Origin of the sequence: Bradyrhizobium sp. 141, assembly GCF_023074055.1 — a bacterium.
Taxonomy (GTDB): Bacteria; Pseudomonadota; Alphaproteobacteria; order Rhizobiales; family Xanthobacteraceae; genus Bradyrhizobium.
Window position 1 is genome coordinate 82,237 of sequence record NZ_JADPKR010000048.1, and the last position, 16,140, is coordinate 98,376.

Here is a 16,140-nt window from a genome sequence, read left to right on the forward strand (position 1 = left end):
TCTCAGGCGGTTGCTTCCGTCAGGCGACGATGGTCGCCGCGGCGATGGAGTCGAGACGGGCGACAGCGCGCGGATGCTCGCGGGCGACACCCCAGTCCCATTTGACGTGGGTCGACCAGAAGGGCTGACCGGTGATCAGGCCTTCGTCGATGACCGAAAGCGGCGTCTGCTCGATGGCGTAGATGCCACCTTCGCGCAGCGACACGCAGTAGATGGAGCCGGTGACCGCCGAGCCGCCGCCGGAGGCGACTTCGTTCATCGGCAGGAGGTCCGGCGTGTCGTCCGGCTCATAGCCGAACAGGATCGGAAGGCCCTTGTACTTCACGAGGCGCTTGCCGATGCCGACGTTCACGTCCTCGCCGTAGACGAAGCTCTGGTTGGTCAGCGTCGAGCTGCGGGCGGCCACGTCTGCGTAGGGCATCAGCGCGCGGGGGAAGATCCAGTGGGTCGGCTTGTTGACGGCCCAGTACAGCGCGTCGAGTTGCGCCAGGGACAGCGCGGCGCCACCGGAAGCTGCCGAGTTATGGAACCAGTTCGTTCCGACGTTGAGGCAGCGCACCTGGAAGCCATCCGGTCCGCTCGGGTTCGAGGAGCGGTCGCCCTTGATCAGCTGCTGGCTGAACATCTGCGACAGCGCGGTGCTCATCAGCTGTTCCTGCCGGGCCCGGTGCTCCATGCCCAGCCGATCGACCACGGCGCGGTCGACCTTGATGTATTCGTCGATGAAGAACGTGTCTTCCTCGCGGAGGTTGAAGGTGCCGCTCGCCTCGGGGGCTGCGGTGTTGATCGCCCGGAAGCCGACGCTCGGCAGCGATGCGATGTCCATGAAGGCCCGCTTGCCCATCTGCGCCGGCAGGATCGGGATTGCTGCCATCAGGTCGGACTGAGCGACCATGTTCTCGACGAACGTCCGGCTGGGATCGTTCTGCGGCAGAGTCTGCGCGTACTGCGCAAGCGTGATCGGCGAAGTGATGGAGACGTTAATCGTAGCCATAGTGGGTAGCTCCCCTCGTCAGGTCAGCGGCTGCCGCCGTATTGCCGGTTCATCTGCGCCGCTCGGCGCTGTGCGAAACTCATGCCCTCGTAGCCTGGGATTTCTCCCTTCTCGTCCGCTCCTTCACGGTGCGACTGCGAGAACTGCGTACCTCCCTGCGAAGAAAACAGCCGGATCACGGTCTCGAGCGCCTCGACATTGGCGGCGACCGGATAGGCCTTGAGCGTGGAAACCAGCACGTTCGCCTTGTCGCCGACCTTGGCCTTGAACCAGGTCTCGATGGCGTCGAGCCGCTGCGCGCCGGTGGCACCGAGCTTGCCCATCTCGGCCTCACGCGCGGTGTTCGTCGCCTGCAGCTCCGCGACCTTGGTCGATGCGAAGATGCCGAGCGCCTCGGAGAAATCCTGCTGCGACCAGCCCTTCTGGTGCGCGAGGTTGCGAGCCTGCGCCAGCGCCGGATCGTCCGCGTTGAATTCGAAGGCCATGCCCTCCGGCGGCTTGAAACCTTCCGGCAGCTTGATCTCGTACTTGTCGGGCGACGGCGGCAGGGCCTGCTTGCGAACGTCGGACTCGGCCTTGAACGCGGAGAGGTCGTTGAAGTCCCGCGTGAAGTCGTCGCCACGGACTTCGCCCTTCTCGGGATTCCAGTATTTCTCGGGAATGTAGGCCGGGCGCTGCGGTGCCTGCTGCTGACCGCCGCTATTCTGCGTCTGCTGCTGGCCCTGGTCCGACGCGCCGCCTTGCGCCCCGCTGGCCTGAGACTGCTGCTGGCCGCTGGAGCTGGAAGACGATTGGCCGCTCGCCTGACCCGATTCCGTCGTCACTCGTGTTCTCCGTCATCACTTCGGCCATCACGGCCATCAGTTCCGACGCGAACCTGCGGCGACCCAAATTCTCTCGCAACGCACCTTCCGACGTGTCGGACGGCACGCCCATCAAAACCTTCTGCAAACTGACGTAAAAATTGCGGCCGTCCGGCGTGCGCGCGAAGCGCTGCAGGCCTTCATTGACGAGGTCCTGATCGATCATCCGAGCCCCGCTGCGGCGCTCTGATCACCCTGCGGAGCGGCCTTGTTCAGCAGTTGCGCAATCATACCGACGGCCTGCTTCACGTCCTCCTCAGGGCGGAATTTGAGCAGCGTCACGCGCATCTTCTCGATGAAGGCTGTCATGGTCGCCTTGCCGTCGATGTAGGCCTTGAACTCTTCGGGGAACGCCTGGCCGAGGATCTGGATCGCGCGCACGGCTGTGGCGACCTCCTGCTGCTCGGCCGCCCGCTGCGCCGGATTGCTCGGCACCAGCGCGATGGCTTTGCCGTTCACCTTGACCGGTTGGATCACGCCGCGCGCCTCGAGCAGATACTTGAAGCGCAGGAAAATCTTGGCCGGGCCCTCCCACCAGAACGTCAGGCCGGGGGTGCCGATGCGGCGCTGCGCGCGCGCGAGCTCGTCCATCCATTGGCCCAGCGTCGGAGGCGTGTCGCCGCGCTGCTCGGGGTAATCGACGTAGAACAGCTTGCGCAGGTGGCGGACCTTGTCCTCGACCGCATAGATGCCCGCCTCCGGCGATCCCGGGTCGTACAGCTTCTTGATAGCGCCTTCCGATCCGGGGCGGATCGGGTAGGCCATGCCGGGCTCGAGCCCTTGCTCGACCGCGGCAAAGCTGTCGTCCGGGATGCCCATCGGCGGGGTCAGGTTGAGCTCGATGTGGCTGATCTTCTGGCCTTCGAGCTCGTCGACCTGGCGCAACTCGGGCAGCGCCTGCAACAGCACGCCGAGGCCATAGGCCCAGTCCGCCGTCGCGTTGAAGCGGATCACCAGCAGCGGGCAGCTGCCCTCGCCCTTGATCTCCGCCGACTTCACGACGCGGTTCTTGACCATGACTACGTGCTGCCAGTGCTCATCGCCGAGCCGGTCCCATTGCCGCCACCAACCCCAGCGAATTTCAGTCTTCTTGTCGGGACCGGCGTCGATCTCCTTCGCCATGTCCTCCGGAAGCGGGATGCCCTTGAGCAGCGCGCGCACATGCCGGTTGCGGGTGTGGCGCACGATGAAGCGATCATCGATCTCGCCGTAGGGCCCGAGGTTGATCTCTAGCTCGCGTAGCGGCACGGCCTGCACGCAGATGTTCTCGCCGGGCCGCTCGTCGTCGACCCACAGTCCCATCGTGCCAATGCCGAGATCGGGATAGGCCGCCTTGGCAAACTCTGAATAGAAGTTGCAGCCCTTGATCGCGGAGAAAATCGTGACGTCGTCTTCCTTCACCCGCGCCTTGATCGAGTCCCAGTCCGCCTTGCTGACGAAAATGCCCTTCGTCCGCTCGCACCACTGCTCGGCCTGCGGCATGAAGGTGTTGAGGATCTCGGTGACGTAGTCGCCGGCGAGCTCGAAGCCGGCGCTGGTCTGCAGATAGCCGTCGTCGTGGATCGGGGTCGATGACGGCGCCGACTGCGAATTGATCTGGCGCGAGCGCAGCGGCGCGGTGAAGAAATAGCACTCGCGCATGTCGAGCTCGAACGGCTGCTTCTGCCGACGAGCATCGCTGACGCGGCGGTTTGCTTCCTCGTCCAGCGGGTGCTTTTCTGGTTCGTTCTTCGGCTTCTTCGCCATGCTCAGCCCTTCGCGGCCTGGGCCAGCGCAGCTAGCGAGCCGAACCGGGCCATTAGGCTCGCGGTATCGGCCTGCGCCGTCGTCTTGATCGCGTCGACCTTGTCAAGCTCCGCCTGCTGCTTCAGCTGGGCTTGCATCGGATCGTCCTGGATGACGGGCGGGCTCGGTCCATTCATGGCTGATAACTTCGGCTCCTTGGCGGATGCAGTCTCGCCACAGAGCATCCGGACGCAACGCACCACCGCGCACGCCGACCAGATGCTTGATCATCGGCACGCACCACCAGCCGACCCGGAAGCCGGAAACGATCTGCCGCGGCTCCATGCCCAGCACGTCGGCATTCGCGGTGTAATAGCCCATCAGCCGGTCGGCCTCGCTGCCGCGTGCCACGATCACGTCGATCGTCGCAAAGCGCCAATCGAGGAAAACCCAGTGGTCGACCTCGCGGATGTAGGCGATGGCGGTGACGTGCTTGTAGGTCCCGCAGGCGAGCAGTCGCACCAGCCACGAATCCGTCGTGCGGTGAAATGCCAGGATCCAGCGCGTCGGCTGTCCGGCCGCGCCGCTGGCAACCAGGCGGATCATCCCGCCACCCGTCGCATCGACCGGCGGCCGCGGTGCACTCGCACCGGTCCCGTTCCGACGCCCGCGCGTGCACGGCCGACCATCGCGTCGCCCTCGCCCATGCCAATCACCAGATACTGCAGCGCATCAGCCGGGTTCGAATAGCGGTCCTTCTTCGGCCGGAGCTCGCCGTCCTCCTCGCGGGTCAGGTGGTAGCGGCCCTTCATGCCGACGTTCAGCGTCCGGCACAGCGGCGAGAACACGCCGCGCGGTCGCCCTTCCCGGTCGAGGCTGGTCAGCACCGACGTCACCGCCGACACCCGCGTCGTGATGTTGTTCTGCAAGAGGCCCGGCGGCGGCCGCACCTTCATGCTGTTCGCCTCGAAAATCTCGTAGCTCGTCCGCTCCGACTGCTGGCCTTTGTCCCGCCCCTTCGGGTCGCCCCAGAACAGCACCTCCGATAGCTCATGATCGGGATAATGCTCGGCGATGAACCGCTTGACCTTCGGCGCAAACGTCACCGAGCTCTCGTTCAACCCGAGCAGCTCGAACTGGAAATAGTCACGGTTGCCGATGTTCTGGCCGAAGATCGCCGCCGGCTGCCGGCCGAAGTCGAGCCCGACATGCAGCGCCGCCCCCGCCACCGGCCGCAGCACCTCGCGCGAGACGTGAAGCTCCTTCCGGAACATCGGGAACACCGGCGAGCCGTCCGTCACCAGCACGCACACGTTCCGCAGGCGCGAGTCGATCCAGGCCTTCGACTTGCCCGGGATCATCTTCTGGTAATAGCCCTCCGGCAGGTTCGCGAGGTTCTCCGCGGCCGGGTTGACCTTGTAGCCGAGGATCCGCCCCGTGTTGTCGAGGTTCTCGAGCACCGCCGCCGGCTGCATGTAGAAGCCCCACCCCTCCGGCCACGCGAACTCGAGCTTCTCTTCCTCGGTCAGGTTCGGTGGCAGATCGACCTGACCGGTCATCAACGCCAGCCAGTGCTCCTCATCCGGCGCGTTCGTGTCCGCGATGACCCCATGCCACGCCGACCCGCCATGCTCCTTGCCCGGATAGCGCAATCGCGAATGGCTCTCGTCGAACAGCTCCTTCTCGAAGATGAACGACAACTCGTTCCACGCGATCCCGGTGTACTCGGTCGAGCGCAGCTTGCCGACATCGTCCGCCTTGTCGAGCGCGAAGAAGTCCACCTGCAGGTCAACCATCGTCCCGTCGCCCGACGGATGCGGAAACTTCAGGTGATGAAACGGCGGCTGGCCCCAGTTCAGCCGGCCATAGATGTCCTCGGGGAACATCTCGACCCAGGTCCGGATCGTCGTGCGCTTTAGGTCCGGGTACGTGTTGCGGATCAGCGCCCAGCGCGACAGCCGCGTCCCCGTGATTTTCGAAACCCGCTGCTCCTGCGCGTGCCGCATGATCCGCGCGCACAGCGCCCGCGTCTTCCCAGACCCCAGCGGCCCCTCGATGACATCGACCTCTTGGCTCGAAAGGACGAACTTCGCCACCTCCGTCCCGCCAACCAGCCGAAACTGCCGGACCCCGCTCATGAGAGGTGGCGGCCTTTCTTCCCGCGGTGGCCGCCATACCGCGCTTCGGGCCGGAAGGCGTGCCCTGGAAGCTCAATCCTCACCAAAACGCCGCAACCACAATCGCCATCACCAGCGCAACACCCACGCTGCCCCAGATCACCAGCAACTGCCCCCGCGTCGCATCCCGCTCCCGAGCCATCCACCACTCCCGAAATTTTCCGAGACAAAACCTTTTCCAGCATGACCGAATGTCTGAGAGGGGAAATGCGTGTGGGGATTACCAGCGACAGGTTCGGCCGCCGATTTTTCCCCCCGGGGGTCGCCTGGGCGCGCGCGCGAAACGCAGGCCCCCACCCCCTCCCTCGACTCGTGCAGCCGGACGCGCTATGAAGGTGCAGCGCCGACGCCCATTCCGGTGCACATCTCACCCGCACATCACACAACGCATAACTGTCATTATGGAATATTCCGCTCTTACATGAGCAATTCCAATGACTTACGCGGTTCCACGAGTGTGACGACGCGCGCTCAATCAACATCTGGTAGGTCCTGAGCCGGCGTTACGTCGATAACGGGCGGATTTGGACCGTTGGTCTGGATGACGATCTGCAGGCCTGGCATCGACGCGGCACGGCCAACAGCTGCTTCATCGCTCGGTGCAAGCCGCTCCAGGGCGAGGATGGCATTCACCGCGGCCTGCTTGTTGTCGTCCTGCTCGGACATCTGCTCGAGCCTGTGAAGTCGGCGAGCTCGTCCGCTGGTACGCAACACCTCGCACTCACTCAGATAGAACGCGCGCACATCAGGCTTTCTGAGTGCGACGTAAAGTGAATTGTCTTTCATGCCAACGCGTTGCGCTGCATCATCGCGTTTCAGGCCTTCCCAGACCATGAGGCTGATAGCGTCGCGGACCTTGCGCGTAATCTTGAGGATTCGCGCCTGTTTGCGAGGCTGATCGGGGATAGACGCGGTTGCAACGGCAGGGACTGTCATGGATGAGAACATGCCGCGCCGGCTGGGCGAGGCAACGCACCGCGTCAACAGCATATATCTCAGTCTATATGGTGTTGACGCTGGCGGCCTTGCGGCGGGCTCGGAGGGCGCGTTGTAGCTCGGCTTGGCGGGCCTTGCGGCGTGCTGCTCGCTGTTCCCTGGTAAGGTCGATGGCGCCGATGGTGGTGATCTTGAGGCGGGTGCGCTGCTCGTCGGTGAGGCGGATGCGCCAGGCGAGCTTGTCGGCTGACCAGTGGATCGGCTTACCCATGGCGTTGGCGATGAGGCGCTCCTGCTCTCGTGGAGGGATGCTGGGGACGTAGAAGGCAAGCCATTGGCTTATGCGGCGCTCGGGGTTGGCGAGGCCGGCGAGGTGATGGGCGAAGACCTCGGCGATCCTGATGGTGTCAGGGCCCGGCTCGAGCTCGACACCCGCGCCGTGCGTGTCTTCGAGCCATCGGGTGAGCTCGGCTAGGCGGATGGCGGCCATGGACTTGGTGCGCTTTCCGACCTTCGTCTTGCGCTCGTAGCGGCGCTTTATCTCCCACCTTTTGGCGGCGATCTGCTGGGGTGTTGGCCGGTGCGGTCTCATGCCTCGACCATGCAGTGGTTCGCGCTAGCGCGCGACGCACTCACTGGCCTGCTTGGCGGCCTCGTTTGCCGCGCGATGGGCTGCGGCCCTGGCCTTGGCGTTCGAGGCCTTCCGAGCGCGTCGCTTCTTCTCGCGCGCCATGACCATCAGCTTGCCGTGTGCGGCGCGCTCAGCCTTCGATTTGCCGGCCCATCGCGCCTTTCCACCGAGCCGCCCGACAGGCTTCAAAATACGGGTCAGAACAGCTGAACTAGGCAGGCTAGATGCGTGCTTCGGGCGGGACTGGCTGGCCTGCCTTGGATTGTAGTTTTGAGCGATCCGGGATCGCATCTTGGCCTCTTGATCTGGGTCGACTTCGAGCCGCATTCGGAGCCCGGCCGCGCGCAGTGCGTCGAACAGCTTCTCCGGCCCGAGCCGCTTGACCTGCAGCATGCCGAACACCTTGCCGCTGAGCCCCGACGGGAAGCCGGCCAGGTCGTCGAAGTCGGTGAGCTTGAGCCCGAGCGCCTCGACCTGCGCCTGGATACCGGCCATCATCTCGGTGTAGCTCGTGACGATGTGCTCGGTCATCGCAGCATCTCCTCGACCATGATCTGCCACATCCCGACCAGCCTAGTGACGTCGGAAGGAGCGACGCCCAGGCGATCGGCCGTGCGCGCGATGACGGCTGGGTCCGGCTCGCTGATAGCTTCCAGGACGCTTCTAGCCGTCGTCTGATAGTCCTTGCCCTCGCCGTCGATCATCGCCTTGGCGATGCGCTCCACTGTGATGCTCATTCCTCGACGCTCCCCTGCCCTTGTGCGCACTGCTGCACTAGCTTCCAGATGCGCTCCTGCTCCGTGAACCTGGCGATGCAATCCAAGTCGATCGCCGGCGGCTCAGGCGGTGATGGCGGCCGCGCGCCGATTTCAATACGCTTCAGAGGCGTGCGGTGCTCGACGACAATCATGACCGGCACCAGCTGATGAAACATACCGCGGCGATAAGCACCACAGCCCCAGCAACTGATGTCACCGCCTCGCCTGCCCTCTCGAATGCCAGCAGTCCCACCCCATAAGCCCCATTCATGCTGCGGTGTCCTTCGCGTGCGCAGCCAGCTTGCGCTCGATGCGGTTGAGGATGTCCATCGCCTCCATCCGGTCTTCGTCATCGATCTCTGCATCGCCGAGTACGGCGCGGCGGTGATTGATCTCAGCCAAGGTCGCCGAGATCGAACTGCGCACTTGGTCGAGATCAGCCTGCGACATCGAAATCGCTCCCGTATTGAGGGGTGAACTGCCCGGTGGATGGATCGACGGTGAAGCTGCAAGAGCCGATCTTGCCGGCTCCGATCTCGCGCACCTTGGCGCTGATGACCTTGGACGTGTTGCCGGCCTCGCGCACAACGATCAGGCCGTTGTCGCACTTGTTGTACCAGTTCATGGAGCCTTCGATGTCGGCGAGGCTGACGACCTTGTTGCCGGTGTTGACGATGGCCTTGGTCGGGTGAGCGGCGATCACCACGATCGCGTTCATGGTGCGGCAGAAGTCCTTGATCAGCATCAGGCAGCGGCCGATGTAGTCAGTCATCATCTCGTCGCGTTTTCGGGCGCGGTCGAGCTCATTCCAGGGATCGATGAACACGACCTCGACATTGCGGTGCTGCACGGCCCAGGCGGCACGATCGAGCACCCAGTCGATCGTATGAGCCGGTTCATACTGTGCGTGCGGCACCGCGGACTGAATCGTGCACTGCGAGCGGCAGAAGTGCTCAAACTGCTTCTCGGAGCCGCGCCAGATCAGCCGCAGTTTCTCGCGCAGATGGCCCTCGTTCTCGGGAACGTAGAGGAACGATCCAACGCCCTTCTCGAGCGCCATCTTCAGCAGCACGTTCAGCATGAACGTCGACTTGCCGTGGCTCGCGATGCCGGTGAGCACAACGAACTGGCCAAGGTAGAACTTGAAGATGGCATCGAGCTCGGCCCAGCCGGACCCAAATGCCTGCTTCGCGACGGATCCCCGCTGCGGCAGATCGGACAGCGAATACAGCCCAGGCGGGACAGACTGGTCAGGCAGTTCAAGAATCTCCGCGCTCTGCATCACACCACCCCCGGAATGCCAGACCAGCTGGTCAGCTCAGGCTGGGCCGGCTTCTCGCGCACGGCCTTGACCTCGCGATTACGCTTCGCGAGCGCGCCCTTCACAGCATGGAACCAGTTCTTTCCCTCACTCTCAGCCCACTTGCTGAGGGACATCAGCTCTGCGGCGAGGTCGAGATTGCTGAAAGCTTTCGCCCAGGCGTCGAAGTCGCGCTGGTTGAGCTTGATAACGCCGTCCTCGAAAGCGTACGGCTTCGTCGTCGTCGACACGGCGCCAGCCGTCTCTTCTCTCTCTCTCTCTTTCTCTCTCTCCGTCGCTACCATTCGGCTAACGTTCGGTGAGTCCTCCGGTGGAGGTGCTGGATGACGAGGCTTCTGTGGCTTGTCGATCTTCTGGTGGTGCCAGCCTGTAATCAGCAAATACTCTTTCCCATCAACAGTGTATGGTCGGACAAGACCATTCTCCGACAATTCGCCGACCATTCCGCGAATGGCTTCGGTGGTGATGTCGTCGCCCGGGAAAACCTGGGCTTTGATTGTCTTCGGCGAATAGGAGTAGCGGCCGGCGTCATCGGCGAAATTCCAGAGCCCAATGAACATGAGCCGAGCGATCGGCGAGCACTCCATGACCTGCTCGCTCGACCAGAACTCGGGCTTGATTGTGCGGTAGCGGGCCATCTATTGCGCCTCCATTGCGCGCTGGTCCTGACGGCGGGCGAGCTCGCTGGCGAGGTCGTCGGTGCGCTGGCTTGCCTTCAGGCGCTCGGCGCGTAGAGCTGCCTGCAGCAGCACCTCATGCAGCCCGGCCCTTGCTTCGATTGAGAGTGGTCTTGCCATCAGAATTCCTCGACCTCCCGCCCGCCGCCGTTCTTCTGCGCGCGCGGCTTGAGCCCTAGAAAGCGGAACGGGTACAGCGACGCTGCAACCTTGATCTTCACGCGCGCGTCGTCCTCCCAGAACCCCTTGGTCTCGTGCATCTCCATGGTGCCGTCGGCGAGCATCACGGCGAAGTCCGGCGTGTAGAACGTGTTATCGGCCAGCCGCAGCTTCACGCCCTCGAACTTGTGCCAGAGCACGTCACCAGTGCGCCGAAGATCCCAAAGGTGGGAATCGTACTTCGCCTCGGTCTTGTTCATCTCACCGGTCTTGAGCCGCCCCAGCGCCAACCGTCCGCCGCTAGGCTTGTCCGGCGGGACGGCGAACGGTGGCTGGCTGGTATCGACATGACGGGCGTTGGACGGCACGCCATGACGAGCCAGATGCTGGGCAAGCTGTTCTTCGGACCAGCGCATCAGTGAGTGGTGTTCTGCTCGAGGTCGGTGCGCTCGCTGAGATCCATCTGGTCCGGATCGACCGCGGGCGGTTGTTCAGCTTCGGAGGCCGGCTTGCGCTTCTTGGTGAAGGCTCTCATGAGAACGGTCTGGCCCTCGTGCCAGCCCGCGATCCACATCTGGAACTGGTCCTGGGGCAGCGACAGCGGCGGCTCGCACTTCTCGCCCTGCATGCCGGCGACCTTGCCGTTCTCGAAGTGATCCGGAGCGGGCTCAAAGAGCTGAGGCTGTGAGCCGATCGGCAGACCAGCCCACCGTGCGAGGCGCTGGACGCGCTCGACTACGGCCTTCATCTTCGCCGGCGTGTTGGCGGTAAGTAGGTCGATGATGTCAGCCTTGGCGCCGCGGCCGAGGTCAGCCTTGGCGAGGTCGACCACCGCCGCGCGATCCTTCTTAGCCTTCTCGACCAAGGCATCGGCGATCTCATACGCCTTCGCGTGGTGGAAGGTCAGTGCGCGCTTCTCTTCGTCTGTGAGTGTGGAATTGTGCCCGGGGCCCGGAGCTCCGCCGTTCTTCTTTGCCATATTGGCCTCTGCTTGACGCGCCGGACGCTCTCCGGCCAGAGACGCACGGAGTTACTGACGTTCGTTGATCCAAGGGGCGATCCACTCAGCGAGGTCCGCGCAGCGCGAGCTCAGACGAATGAGACGCTCAGCGACGAACGTTCGGATTGCCCTGCAGAACGAGCGCGCTTTCGAGTTTTGCGAGGCGGGCCCGGAGGTCGTGGTATTCATTTGCGACGGCTTTCTCTCGCTTGAGGCGCAGGGCTTCGTTGATTTGGGCGGCTTCGTGCGCGTCGATGCGGCGAGCTTTGCGGTACCAGATGTCGAACGCGCGCCAGTAGCTCAGGCCTGCCGCGCGCGCCGCTCGCTCAATGCGACGCTTCAGCTTGTCGCCTTCGGGCCATGGTCTGGCGAGCTCTTGAAGCGCTTCGGAAAACTGGCTCCCAACAGAATTGGGAGAACTCCCAACGCTACCGGCAAATAAAAAATCCATCGCTCAGGCCTCACTCGCTACTGGATGGGACAATGAAAATGTCGATCGAACTCGAAGCTCTGCTGAGGAACGTCTCGTGGCTCATGACGCAGCGACATCCTGGTCAGCGCACGGATACAGATCAGGACGGAGCCGGTGCCGCGGGATCCCCGTGGCCTTTTCAACTTTCAAGACACGCTCGGCCGGGACTTGCTTCCACTGGGCGATTGCCTGGGGCGTGATTTCACCGGCCAAAGCCCGGGAAAGGCCAGTGTTGCCCTTCACGGCGCGTTTTGCCTCATCCAAGGCGGCTGCTTTCAATTCGGCTATACTGGCTGCGTCGCTCATCCCAAATTGAAAGCATGGCTTTCATACAATTGCAAGTATCTCTTTCGATGAAAGATGCGGAAAGTCCGGCCATGTTCTTCCCCATGGGGAAATTGGCCAACAGAATCAAATTCGTCCGGAAGCGTGCGAAGCTTTCGCAGGAGAAATTCGCGGAGGCACTGGGCACCGTTGAGGGCGTCAAGGTGTCACGCGGAGCTGTCGGAAACTGGGAACTCGGCAAAGGTATCAGCCGAGCGAACATCGCCGCGATCGCAGACAAGTTTGGCGTGTCGCTCGACTGGCTTGAATCAGGTCGTGGAGATTTGCCTCAAAGTGTCGAAACATCTGCTGATGAGTTTCACTTGACGACCGGGCAAAAGCCCCACAACCTCGGAGGACAAATTAAAGCGAACGCGCGTGTGGGCGACGCTGTCAAAGGGTTCGTTAGAATCCCGATACGGGGGACCGGCATGGGCGGTCGGGAAGGTTATTTAATACTGGGAGACCAGTACTTGGGTGATGTTTTGGCCCCGCCGGCTTTGGTCGATGTTCCCGATGCATATGCGGTGTACGTCATCGGCGACTCCATGCTTGAACGTTATCAGCATGGTGAAATTGTCTACGTCCATCCTTACGCACCTGTACGAAAGGATGATGACTGCGTTGTGCAGATCAGCATGGGCGATGGCGAGCCGCCGCATGGGTTCGTTAAGCGCTTCGTCTCAATGGACGATCATCAATTGAAGGTCCGCCAGCTCAATCCAAAGAAGGTTTTGACCTGGCCGCGCAGCCGAGTGATCGCCGTACACCGCGTCATTATGGGCGGCCCTGCCTAACCGCCCTCACCTGACAGCAATGTTCCTCAACTAGGAACCGGGAATCGCTAGATTCGCTCCGGAAAGCGCCCCTTGCAATATTTCTGAAAGTCGCGCTTTCTTTTCACTTGCTTTCAATTGAAAGTGGTGCTTTCATTTGCTCCATCACTGGAGCGAACCGATGTCCTCATTCGACCGCCGCTACACTCCCGAATATCACGACCACCAGCGCGACCTGCGCAAGCATGACAGCTTGCCGCACCGCCTCGACCGCAAGATCAGCTGTGCGATCGATATCGTCCTGCTTGTCCGCGCCATGGACAACATCGAGGACGCGGCAGCCCTCATCGACATCTATGCAGCCAACAGGGCATCCGAAGCCCGCATGGAAGCCGTGCGCGCGGGAGCTGGCGCATGAACAACGTCCCGCAAGATGCCGCCGAAATGGCGCGGCTGGTCCGCCAGGCTGACGAGCTCACTGCCGTCCGACTCCTGCAGGCGTGGGGATCCAAGCAGCGCCTGATTGGTGGCCGCGATGAGCTCGTCCGCCGGATGGAGGCCAGCCATGCGGAAGCCTGATCCCGTCGAAATCAAAGCCGTCGCCATTCCGGTGCTCGCCGAGGCGGTTGCCGTGCTTCTGTTCATCGGAATGCTCGCAGTCTGGTCCGGCATCGCCGTGGAGTGGAGAAATGAGCATTTATCAGTGCGTGATGGCGTGGCTCATTTTCAACGAACTGATGCTGCTGGCGCTGCTGTGGTGCGCCGATGAGTGAGCCCATCGTCATGGGTGCCATCTGCAAGCGCTGCGAGAACGCATTCCGCTTCATCAAGCGATCCGCAGGTCGGCCCCGCCTCTACTGCGAGCCGTGCCGCGAGCTCGAGGCGATCGATAGCAGCAAGGTCTACTACCTGCTCAAGACCAAGCCGGACAGGGAGCGCGCAGCATGAGAGTCCGTGGCAAGCGCCAGCGCGTCATCTCTGCCCTCCTGTCTGGCTACTGCAACACGTCGCAGGACGTGGCGGAGGAGACCGGCCTCACAGTCCATGAGAGTTCCAAGGTTGTGTCCGCGCTACTCGCCGACGGCGTCCTGCGCGACACCGGCCGGCGCCTCCCTGCCAACCGCCCAAACCGCTTTTTCAGAGTTTTCGAGGTGGCCACATGAAGATTGAGCAACCCGGCATCTATCGCGACTTCCCGACGGCTGCGTACTTCGGCGACCCCACGCCAACCCCATCATTTACGCAGTCACTCGCGAAGGTCCTCATCGAGCAGAGCCCGTTACACGCGTTCCAGGCGCATCCGCGGCTGAATGTGAAGCCTGCCGATGAGGACGACGGCGAGGCCTACAGCAAGGCCAAGGCGATCGGCAACGCGGCTCACAAGCTCATGCTCGACCGCGGCAAGGAGATGTCGGTCGGAGAGTTCGAGGACTGGCGCTCCGGCGCCGCCAAGGCGTTCAAGGTGGCATCCATCAACGAGGGCAAAGAGCCGATCCTGCGCAAGCACTATGACACCGCCGGCGAGATGGTCGAGGCCGCGCTCGAGCAGCTCAGCCGTATCCACGGCACCCAGAACGCTTTCACGAACGGCGACGCCGAGGTGGTGATCGCGAACTGCGAGGACGGCATTTGGCTGCGATCCATGCTCGACTGGATCACGCCCGACCTGCGCGAGATCTGGGACTACAAGACGTCGGGACAATCAGCTTCGCCTTACGCGGTGGGGAAGCTGATGGCGTCGGCGGGCTGGCACATCCAGGCGGCTATGCATGAGCGCATATTGGATGCACTGGACCCCGCCGGCGCCGGCCGCCGCCGCTTCTACTACGTCGCGCAGGAGAACGAGGCGCCCTACGCGCTGACCGTCAATCAGATCGGCGAGGCAGCGCTGACGATCGGCCGCAAGCAGATCGACTATGCGGTGAAGACGTGGGCCTTCTGCATGCGCCGAAAGACCTGGCCGGCATACCCGAACAAGATCATCCGTCCCGAACTCCCGACCTGGGCCGAAAGCTCGTGGCTCGGTCGCGAGATCGAAGAAGCGTCCGAGAACGACCCCTCTCTCATCTTTGCAGGCTGACCATGACCGACGAAATCACCTTCACGGTTGAGCACAGCGAGCCCGGATACAACCACGTTCGCCTTACCGGCACGTACACAGGCCCCGCGACAGTCGAAGACGTGAAGAAGCGGTTCTATCACGAATATTTCGGCGGCCGAGAAGCATGGTGCCGCGATGGCCGGTTCGGCTGCGTCTACCACATAGATTGAGGCTAAAATGACCTTCCAATTCGCTCCCGCAAAGCGGGAACAGGTTTCGCTTCTGATCGCGCTCGCTGGCGCCTCCGGCAGCGGCAAGACTTACAGCGCACTGCGCCTAGCGCGCGGCATGTCTCCCGACGGCAAGATCATGTTCATCGACACCGAGGCCCGCCGCGGTCTGCATTACGCCGAACACTTCAAATTCATGCACGCCGACATGCGGCCGCCGTTCACGCCAGCGCGGTTTGTCGAAGGCATCCAGGCTGCGGAGGCTGCCGGCGCCGAGGTGGTCATCATCGACAGTTTCAGCCACGAATACGACGGCGTCGGCGGCATCATGGACTGGGCCGATCGGCTTGCGTCGGAAGGCGTGAAGTCGCCCGGCAACTGGAAGGAGCCAAAGGGCGCTCACAAGAAGCTGATGAACGCCCTGCTGCAGTGCCGCGCCTCGATCATCTTCTGCCTGCGCGCCGACGAGAAGATCGAGATCCTGCGCGAGAACGGCAAGACGGTCGTGCGCCCGCTCGGTTGGATGCCGATCTGCGAAAAGCGCTTCATGTTCGAGATGACCGCCAGCTTCACGCTGACGCCGGATCGTCCTGGCGTCCCTCATTTCGACCTGCCGCACAAACTGCAGCAGCAACACCGCTCCATGTTCTCCGATCGAGATCCGATTGGAGAGGATTCCGGCCGCCTCCTCGCTGAGTGGGCCGCCGGTGGATCAGCCGCCCCGACGACCAGCCCCGGCGGGGCGGCTGATGAGAAAACCGCAGCCGAGTGGGACCTCGAGCTCGGCGAGGCCGCGAAGCAAGGCAACGTCGCCCTGGTCGAGATGTGGGCCAAGGTCCCGCGCGAGCACAAGTCCACGCTGAAGGCCGCGCTCGATCGGCGCCACAAGGTCACAGCAGCCGAGGCCGACCAAGCGAAGGAAACAGCATGAGCCTCGTATTCGCAGCAATGATCGAGTGTCAATCGGCTTGCAAATTTGACCCCTCATCGGCGTCCAATTTTGACCCCTTAGCACGGCGGGCTTTGCTGGTAGCGCTCGTCTCGTCGGAGCTGGCC

General features: G+C 63.0%; 27 protein-coding genes and 1 pseudogene. 8 read left to right on the top strand and 20 right to left on the bottom strand.

Going from position 1 to position 16,140, the window contains the following annotated elements; translation table 11 throughout:
- Positions 1 to 19 precede the first annotated feature (19 nt).
- The 19 genes from IVA81_RS14235 to IVA81_RS14320 form a co-directional block, all read right to left on the bottom strand.
- Positions 20 to 994 carry a major capsid protein gene (locus tag IVA81_RS14235; protein ID WP_247318814.1) on the bottom strand — a complete coding sequence of 325 codons (975 nt, stop codon included), beginning with the start codon at positions 992 to 994 and terminating at the stop codon, positions 20 to 22.
- A gap of 23 nt (positions 995 to 1,017) precedes the next feature.
- Positions 1,018 to 1,818 (bottom strand): hypothetical protein, encoded by an 801-nt coding sequence (locus IVA81_RS14240; protein WP_247318848.1) that lies wholly within the window; start codon positions 1,816 to 1,818, stop codon positions 1,018 to 1,020.
- Positions 1,819 to 2,019: 201 nt separating this feature from the next.
- On the bottom strand, positions 2,020 to 3,603 hold the full coding sequence (locus tag IVA81_RS14245) for a portal protein (protein ID WP_247318854.1): 1,584 nt from the start codon (positions 3,601 to 3,603) through the stop codon (positions 2,020 to 2,022).
- A 2-nt stretch (positions 3,604 to 3,605) separates the two neighbouring features.
- Positions 3,606 to 3,740 carry a hypothetical protein gene (locus IVA81_RS40465; RefSeq protein ID WP_256469337.1) on the bottom strand — a complete coding sequence of 45 codons (135 nt, stop codon included), beginning with the start codon at positions 3,738 to 3,740 and terminating at the stop codon, positions 3,606 to 3,608.
- Entirely contained in the window at positions 3,706 to 4,188 is a 483-nt protein-coding gene (locus IVA81_RS14250) for a hypothetical protein (RefSeq protein ID WP_247318855.1), read from the bottom strand. The genes IVA81_RS40465 and IVA81_RS14250 overlap by 35 nt, the downstream gene beginning before the upstream one ends.
- Positions 4,185 to 5,678, bottom strand: coding sequence for a hypothetical protein (locus IVA81_RS14255; RefSeq protein WP_247318856.1), 1,494 nt, complete (start codon positions 5,676 to 5,678; stop codon positions 4,185 to 4,187). The genes IVA81_RS14250 and IVA81_RS14255 overlap by 4 nt, the downstream gene beginning before the upstream one ends.
- A 552-nt stretch (positions 5,679 to 6,230) precedes the next feature.
- Positions 6,231 to 6,695, bottom strand: coding sequence for a hypothetical protein (locus IVA81_RS14260; RefSeq protein ID WP_247318857.1), 465 nt, complete (start codon positions 6,693 to 6,695; stop codon positions 6,231 to 6,233).
- 64 nt (positions 6,696 to 6,759) lie between these two features.
- Positions 6,760 to 7,287, bottom strand: coding sequence for a hypothetical protein (locus IVA81_RS14265; protein ID WP_247318859.1), 528 nt, complete (start codon positions 7,285 to 7,287; stop codon positions 6,760 to 6,762).
- Between the two features lie 24 nt (positions 7,288 to 7,311).
- Positions 7,312 to 7,857, bottom strand: coding sequence for a hypothetical protein (locus IVA81_RS14270; RefSeq protein ID WP_247318861.1), 546 nt, complete (start codon positions 7,855 to 7,857; stop codon positions 7,312 to 7,314).
- Entirely contained in the window at positions 7,854 to 8,063 is a 210-nt protein-coding gene (locus IVA81_RS14275; protein WP_247318863.1) for a hypothetical protein, read from the bottom strand. Before IVA81_RS14275 ends, IVA81_RS14270 begins: the two co-directional genes overlap by 4 nt.
- A complete protein-coding gene (locus IVA81_RS14280) occupies positions 8,060 to 8,236 on the bottom strand; it encodes a hypothetical protein (protein ID WP_247318874.1) in 177 nt (58 codons plus the stop codon). The genes IVA81_RS14275 and IVA81_RS14280 overlap by 4 nt, the downstream gene beginning before the upstream one ends.
- Positions 8,237 to 8,351: 115 nt before the next feature.
- On the bottom strand, positions 8,352 to 8,534 hold the full coding sequence (locus IVA81_RS14285) for a hypothetical protein (RefSeq protein WP_247318878.1): 183 nt from the start codon (positions 8,532 to 8,534) through the stop codon (positions 8,352 to 8,354).
- Complete coding sequence (locus IVA81_RS14290) at positions 8,521 to 9,366, bottom strand: AAA family ATPase (protein ID WP_247318894.1); 846 nt, start codon at positions 9,364 to 9,366, stop codon at positions 8,521 to 8,523. Before IVA81_RS14290 ends, IVA81_RS14285 begins: the two co-directional genes overlap by 14 nt.
- Positions 9,366 to 10,043: a hypothetical protein gene (locus tag IVA81_RS14295; protein WP_247318897.1), complete on the bottom strand. Its 678-nt coding sequence runs from the start codon at positions 10,041 to 10,043 to the stop codon at positions 9,366 to 9,368. Before IVA81_RS14295 ends, IVA81_RS14290 begins: the two co-directional genes overlap by 1 nt.
- The gene (locus IVA81_RS14300; RefSeq protein ID WP_247318900.1) at positions 10,044 to 10,202 is read right to left on the bottom strand and encodes a hypothetical protein; all 159 of its coding nucleotides are present in this window, start codon (positions 10,200 to 10,202) and stop codon (positions 10,044 to 10,046) included.
- A complete protein-coding gene (locus tag IVA81_RS14305; RefSeq protein ID WP_247318903.1) occupies positions 10,202 to 10,657 on the bottom strand; it encodes a DUF1064 domain-containing protein in 456 nt (151 codons plus the stop codon). The genes IVA81_RS14300 and IVA81_RS14305 overlap by 1 nt, the downstream gene beginning before the upstream one ends.
- Positions 10,657 to 11,220 carry a hypothetical protein gene (locus IVA81_RS14310; RefSeq protein ID WP_247318904.1) on the bottom strand — a complete coding sequence of 188 codons (564 nt, stop codon included), beginning with the start codon at positions 11,218 to 11,220 and terminating at the stop codon, positions 10,657 to 10,659. Before IVA81_RS14310 ends, IVA81_RS14305 begins: the two co-directional genes overlap by 1 nt.
- A 127-nt stretch (positions 11,221 to 11,347) precedes the next feature.
- Positions 11,348 to 11,692 (bottom strand): hypothetical protein, encoded by a 345-nt coding sequence (locus tag IVA81_RS14315; RefSeq protein ID WP_247318905.1) that lies wholly within the window; start codon positions 11,690 to 11,692, stop codon positions 11,348 to 11,350.
- An 81-nt stretch (positions 11,693 to 11,773) separates the two neighbouring features.
- A complete protein-coding gene (locus IVA81_RS14320; protein ID WP_247318906.1) occupies positions 11,774 to 12,019 on the bottom strand; it encodes a YdaS family helix-turn-helix protein in 246 nt (81 codons plus the stop codon).
- Positions 12,020 to 12,066: 47 nt separating this feature from the next.
- Between IVA81_RS14320 and IVA81_RS14325 the strand changes: the two genes are divergently transcribed.
- The 8 genes from IVA81_RS14325 (at position 12,067) to IVA81_RS14360 (ending at position 16,015) form a co-directional block, all read left to right on the top strand.
- Positions 12,067 to 12,834: an XRE family transcriptional regulator gene (locus IVA81_RS14325; protein ID WP_247318923.1), complete on the top strand. Its 768-nt coding sequence runs from the start codon at positions 12,067 to 12,069 to the stop codon at positions 12,832 to 12,834.
- A 160-nt stretch (positions 12,835 to 12,994) separates the two neighbouring features.
- Complete coding sequence (locus tag IVA81_RS14330; protein WP_247318925.1) at positions 12,995 to 13,231, top strand: hypothetical protein; 237 nt, start codon at positions 12,995 to 12,997, stop codon at positions 13,229 to 13,231.
- Positions 13,228 to 13,392: a hypothetical protein gene (locus IVA81_RS14335; protein ID WP_247318927.1), complete on the top strand. Its 165-nt coding sequence runs from the start codon at positions 13,228 to 13,230 to the stop codon at positions 13,390 to 13,392. Before IVA81_RS14330 ends, IVA81_RS14335 begins: the two co-directional genes overlap by 4 nt.
- Complete coding sequence (locus IVA81_RS14340) at positions 13,379 to 13,582, top strand: hypothetical protein (protein ID WP_247318929.1); 204 nt, start codon at positions 13,379 to 13,381, stop codon at positions 13,580 to 13,582. The genes IVA81_RS14335 and IVA81_RS14340 overlap by 14 nt, the downstream gene beginning before the upstream one ends.
- Entirely contained in the window at positions 13,579 to 13,761 is a 183-nt protein-coding gene (locus IVA81_RS14345) for a hypothetical protein (protein ID WP_247318930.1), read from the top strand. The genes IVA81_RS14340 and IVA81_RS14345 overlap by 4 nt, the downstream gene beginning before the upstream one ends.
- A 211-nt stretch (positions 13,762 to 13,972) precedes the next feature.
- Entirely contained in the window at positions 13,973 to 14,893 is a 921-nt protein-coding gene (locus IVA81_RS14350; RefSeq protein ID WP_247318933.1) for a PD-(D/E)XK nuclease-like domain-containing protein, read from the top strand.
- Between the two features lie 2 nt (positions 14,894 to 14,895).
- Positions 14,896 to 15,084 (top strand): hypothetical protein, encoded by a 189-nt coding sequence (locus tag IVA81_RS14355; RefSeq protein WP_247318936.1) that lies wholly within the window; start codon positions 14,896 to 14,898, stop codon positions 15,082 to 15,084.
- Between the two features lie 7 nt (positions 15,085 to 15,091).
- Positions 15,092 to 16,015 (top strand): AAA family ATPase, encoded by a 924-nt coding sequence (locus IVA81_RS14360; RefSeq protein ID WP_247318938.1) that lies wholly within the window; start codon positions 15,092 to 15,094, stop codon positions 16,013 to 16,015.
- A 28-nt stretch (positions 16,016 to 16,043) separates the two neighbouring features.
- Here IVA81_RS14360 and IVA81_RS40660 read toward each other — a convergent pair.
- Positions 16,044 to 16,140 (bottom strand): annotated as a pseudogene (locus IVA81_RS40660) (IS21-like element helper ATPase IstB); the annotation flags it as partial.

Excerpts from the sequence above, each read along its gene's own strand:
- IVA81_RS14285 (WP_247318878.1), bottom strand. The coding sequence starts at position 8,534 with ATGTCGCAGGCTGATCTCGACCAAGTGCGCAGTTCGATCTCGGCGACC.
- IVA81_RS14265 (WP_247318859.1), bottom strand. The coding sequence starts at position 7,287 with ATGAGACCGCACCGGCCAACACCCCAGCAGATCGCCGCCAAAAGGTGG.
- IVA81_RS14280 (WP_247318874.1), bottom strand. The coding sequence starts at position 8,236 with ATGATTGTCGTCGAGCACCGCACGCCTCTGAAGCGTATTGAAATCGGC.
- IVA81_RS14340 (WP_247318929.1), top strand. The coding sequence starts at position 13,379 with ATGCGGAAGCCTGATCCCGTCGAAATCAAAGCCGTCGCCATTCCGGTG.
- IVA81_RS14335 (WP_247318927.1), top strand. The coding sequence starts at position 13,228 with ATGAACAACGTCCCGCAAGATGCCGCCGAAATGGCGCGGCTGGTCCGC.
- IVA81_RS14325 (WP_247318923.1), top strand. The coding sequence starts at position 12,067 with ATGAAAGATGCGGAAAGTCCGGCCATGTTCTTCCCCATGGGGAAATTG.
- IVA81_RS40465 (WP_256469337.1), bottom strand. The coding sequence starts at position 3,740 with ATGCAAGCCCAGCTGAAGCAGCAGGCGGAGCTTGACAAGGTCGACGCG.
- IVA81_RS14235 (WP_247318814.1), bottom strand. The coding sequence starts at position 994 with ATGGCTACGATTAACGTCTCCATCACTTCGCCGATCACGCTTGCGCAG.
- IVA81_RS14360 (WP_247318938.1), top strand. The coding sequence starts at position 15,092 with ATGACCTTCCAATTCGCTCCCGCAAAGCGGGAACAGGTTTCGCTTCTG.
- IVA81_RS14295 (WP_247318897.1), bottom strand. The coding sequence starts at position 10,043 with ATGGCCCGCTACCGCACAATCAAGCCCGAGTTCTGGTCGAGCGAGCAG.
- IVA81_RS14245 (WP_247318854.1), bottom strand. The coding sequence starts at position 3,603 with ATGGCGAAGAAGCCGAAGAACGAACCAGAAAAGCACCCGCTGGACGAG.
- IVA81_RS14355 (WP_247318936.1), top strand. The coding sequence starts at position 14,896 with ATGACCGACGAAATCACCTTCACGGTTGAGCACAGCGAGCCCGGATAC.
- IVA81_RS14315 (WP_247318905.1), bottom strand. The coding sequence starts at position 11,692 with ATGGATTTTTTATTTGCCGGTAGCGTTGGGAGTTCTCCCAATTCTGTT.
- IVA81_RS14300 (WP_247318900.1), bottom strand. The coding sequence starts at position 10,202 with ATGGCAAGACCACTCTCAATCGAAGCAAGGGCCGGGCTGCATGAGGTG.
- IVA81_RS14270 (WP_247318861.1), bottom strand. The coding sequence starts at position 7,857 with ATGACCGAGCACATCGTCACGAGCTACACCGAGATGATGGCCGGTATC.
- IVA81_RS14305 (WP_247318903.1), bottom strand. The coding sequence starts at position 10,657 with ATGCGCTGGTCCGAAGAACAGCTTGCCCAGCATCTGGCTCGTCATGGC.
- IVA81_RS14290 (WP_247318894.1), bottom strand. The coding sequence starts at position 9,366 with ATGCAGAGCGCGGAGATTCTTGAACTGCCTGACCAGTCTGTCCCGCCT.
- IVA81_RS14320 (WP_247318906.1), bottom strand. The coding sequence starts at position 12,019 with ATGAGCGACGCAGCCAGTATAGCCGAATTGAAAGCAGCCGCCTTGGAT.
- IVA81_RS14350 (WP_247318933.1), top strand. The coding sequence starts at position 13,973 with ATGAAGATTGAGCAACCCGGCATCTATCGCGACTTCCCGACGGCTGCG.
- IVA81_RS14310 (WP_247318904.1), bottom strand. The coding sequence starts at position 11,220 with ATGGCAAAGAAGAACGGCGGAGCTCCGGGCCCCGGGCACAATTCCACA.
- IVA81_RS14250 (WP_247318855.1), bottom strand. The coding sequence starts at position 4,188 with ATGATCCGCCTGGTTGCCAGCGGCGCGGCCGGACAGCCGACGCGCTGG.
- IVA81_RS14330 (WP_247318925.1), top strand. The coding sequence starts at position 12,995 with ATGTCCTCATTCGACCGCCGCTACACTCCCGAATATCACGACCACCAG.
- IVA81_RS14275 (WP_247318863.1), bottom strand. The coding sequence starts at position 8,063 with ATGAGCATCACAGTGGAGCGCATCGCCAAGGCGATGATCGACGGCGAG.
- IVA81_RS14345 (WP_247318930.1), top strand. The coding sequence starts at position 13,579 with ATGAGTGAGCCCATCGTCATGGGTGCCATCTGCAAGCGCTGCGAGAAC.
- IVA81_RS14260 (WP_247318857.1), bottom strand. The coding sequence starts at position 6,695 with ATGACAGTCCCTGCCGTTGCAACCGCGTCTATCCCCGATCAGCCTCGC.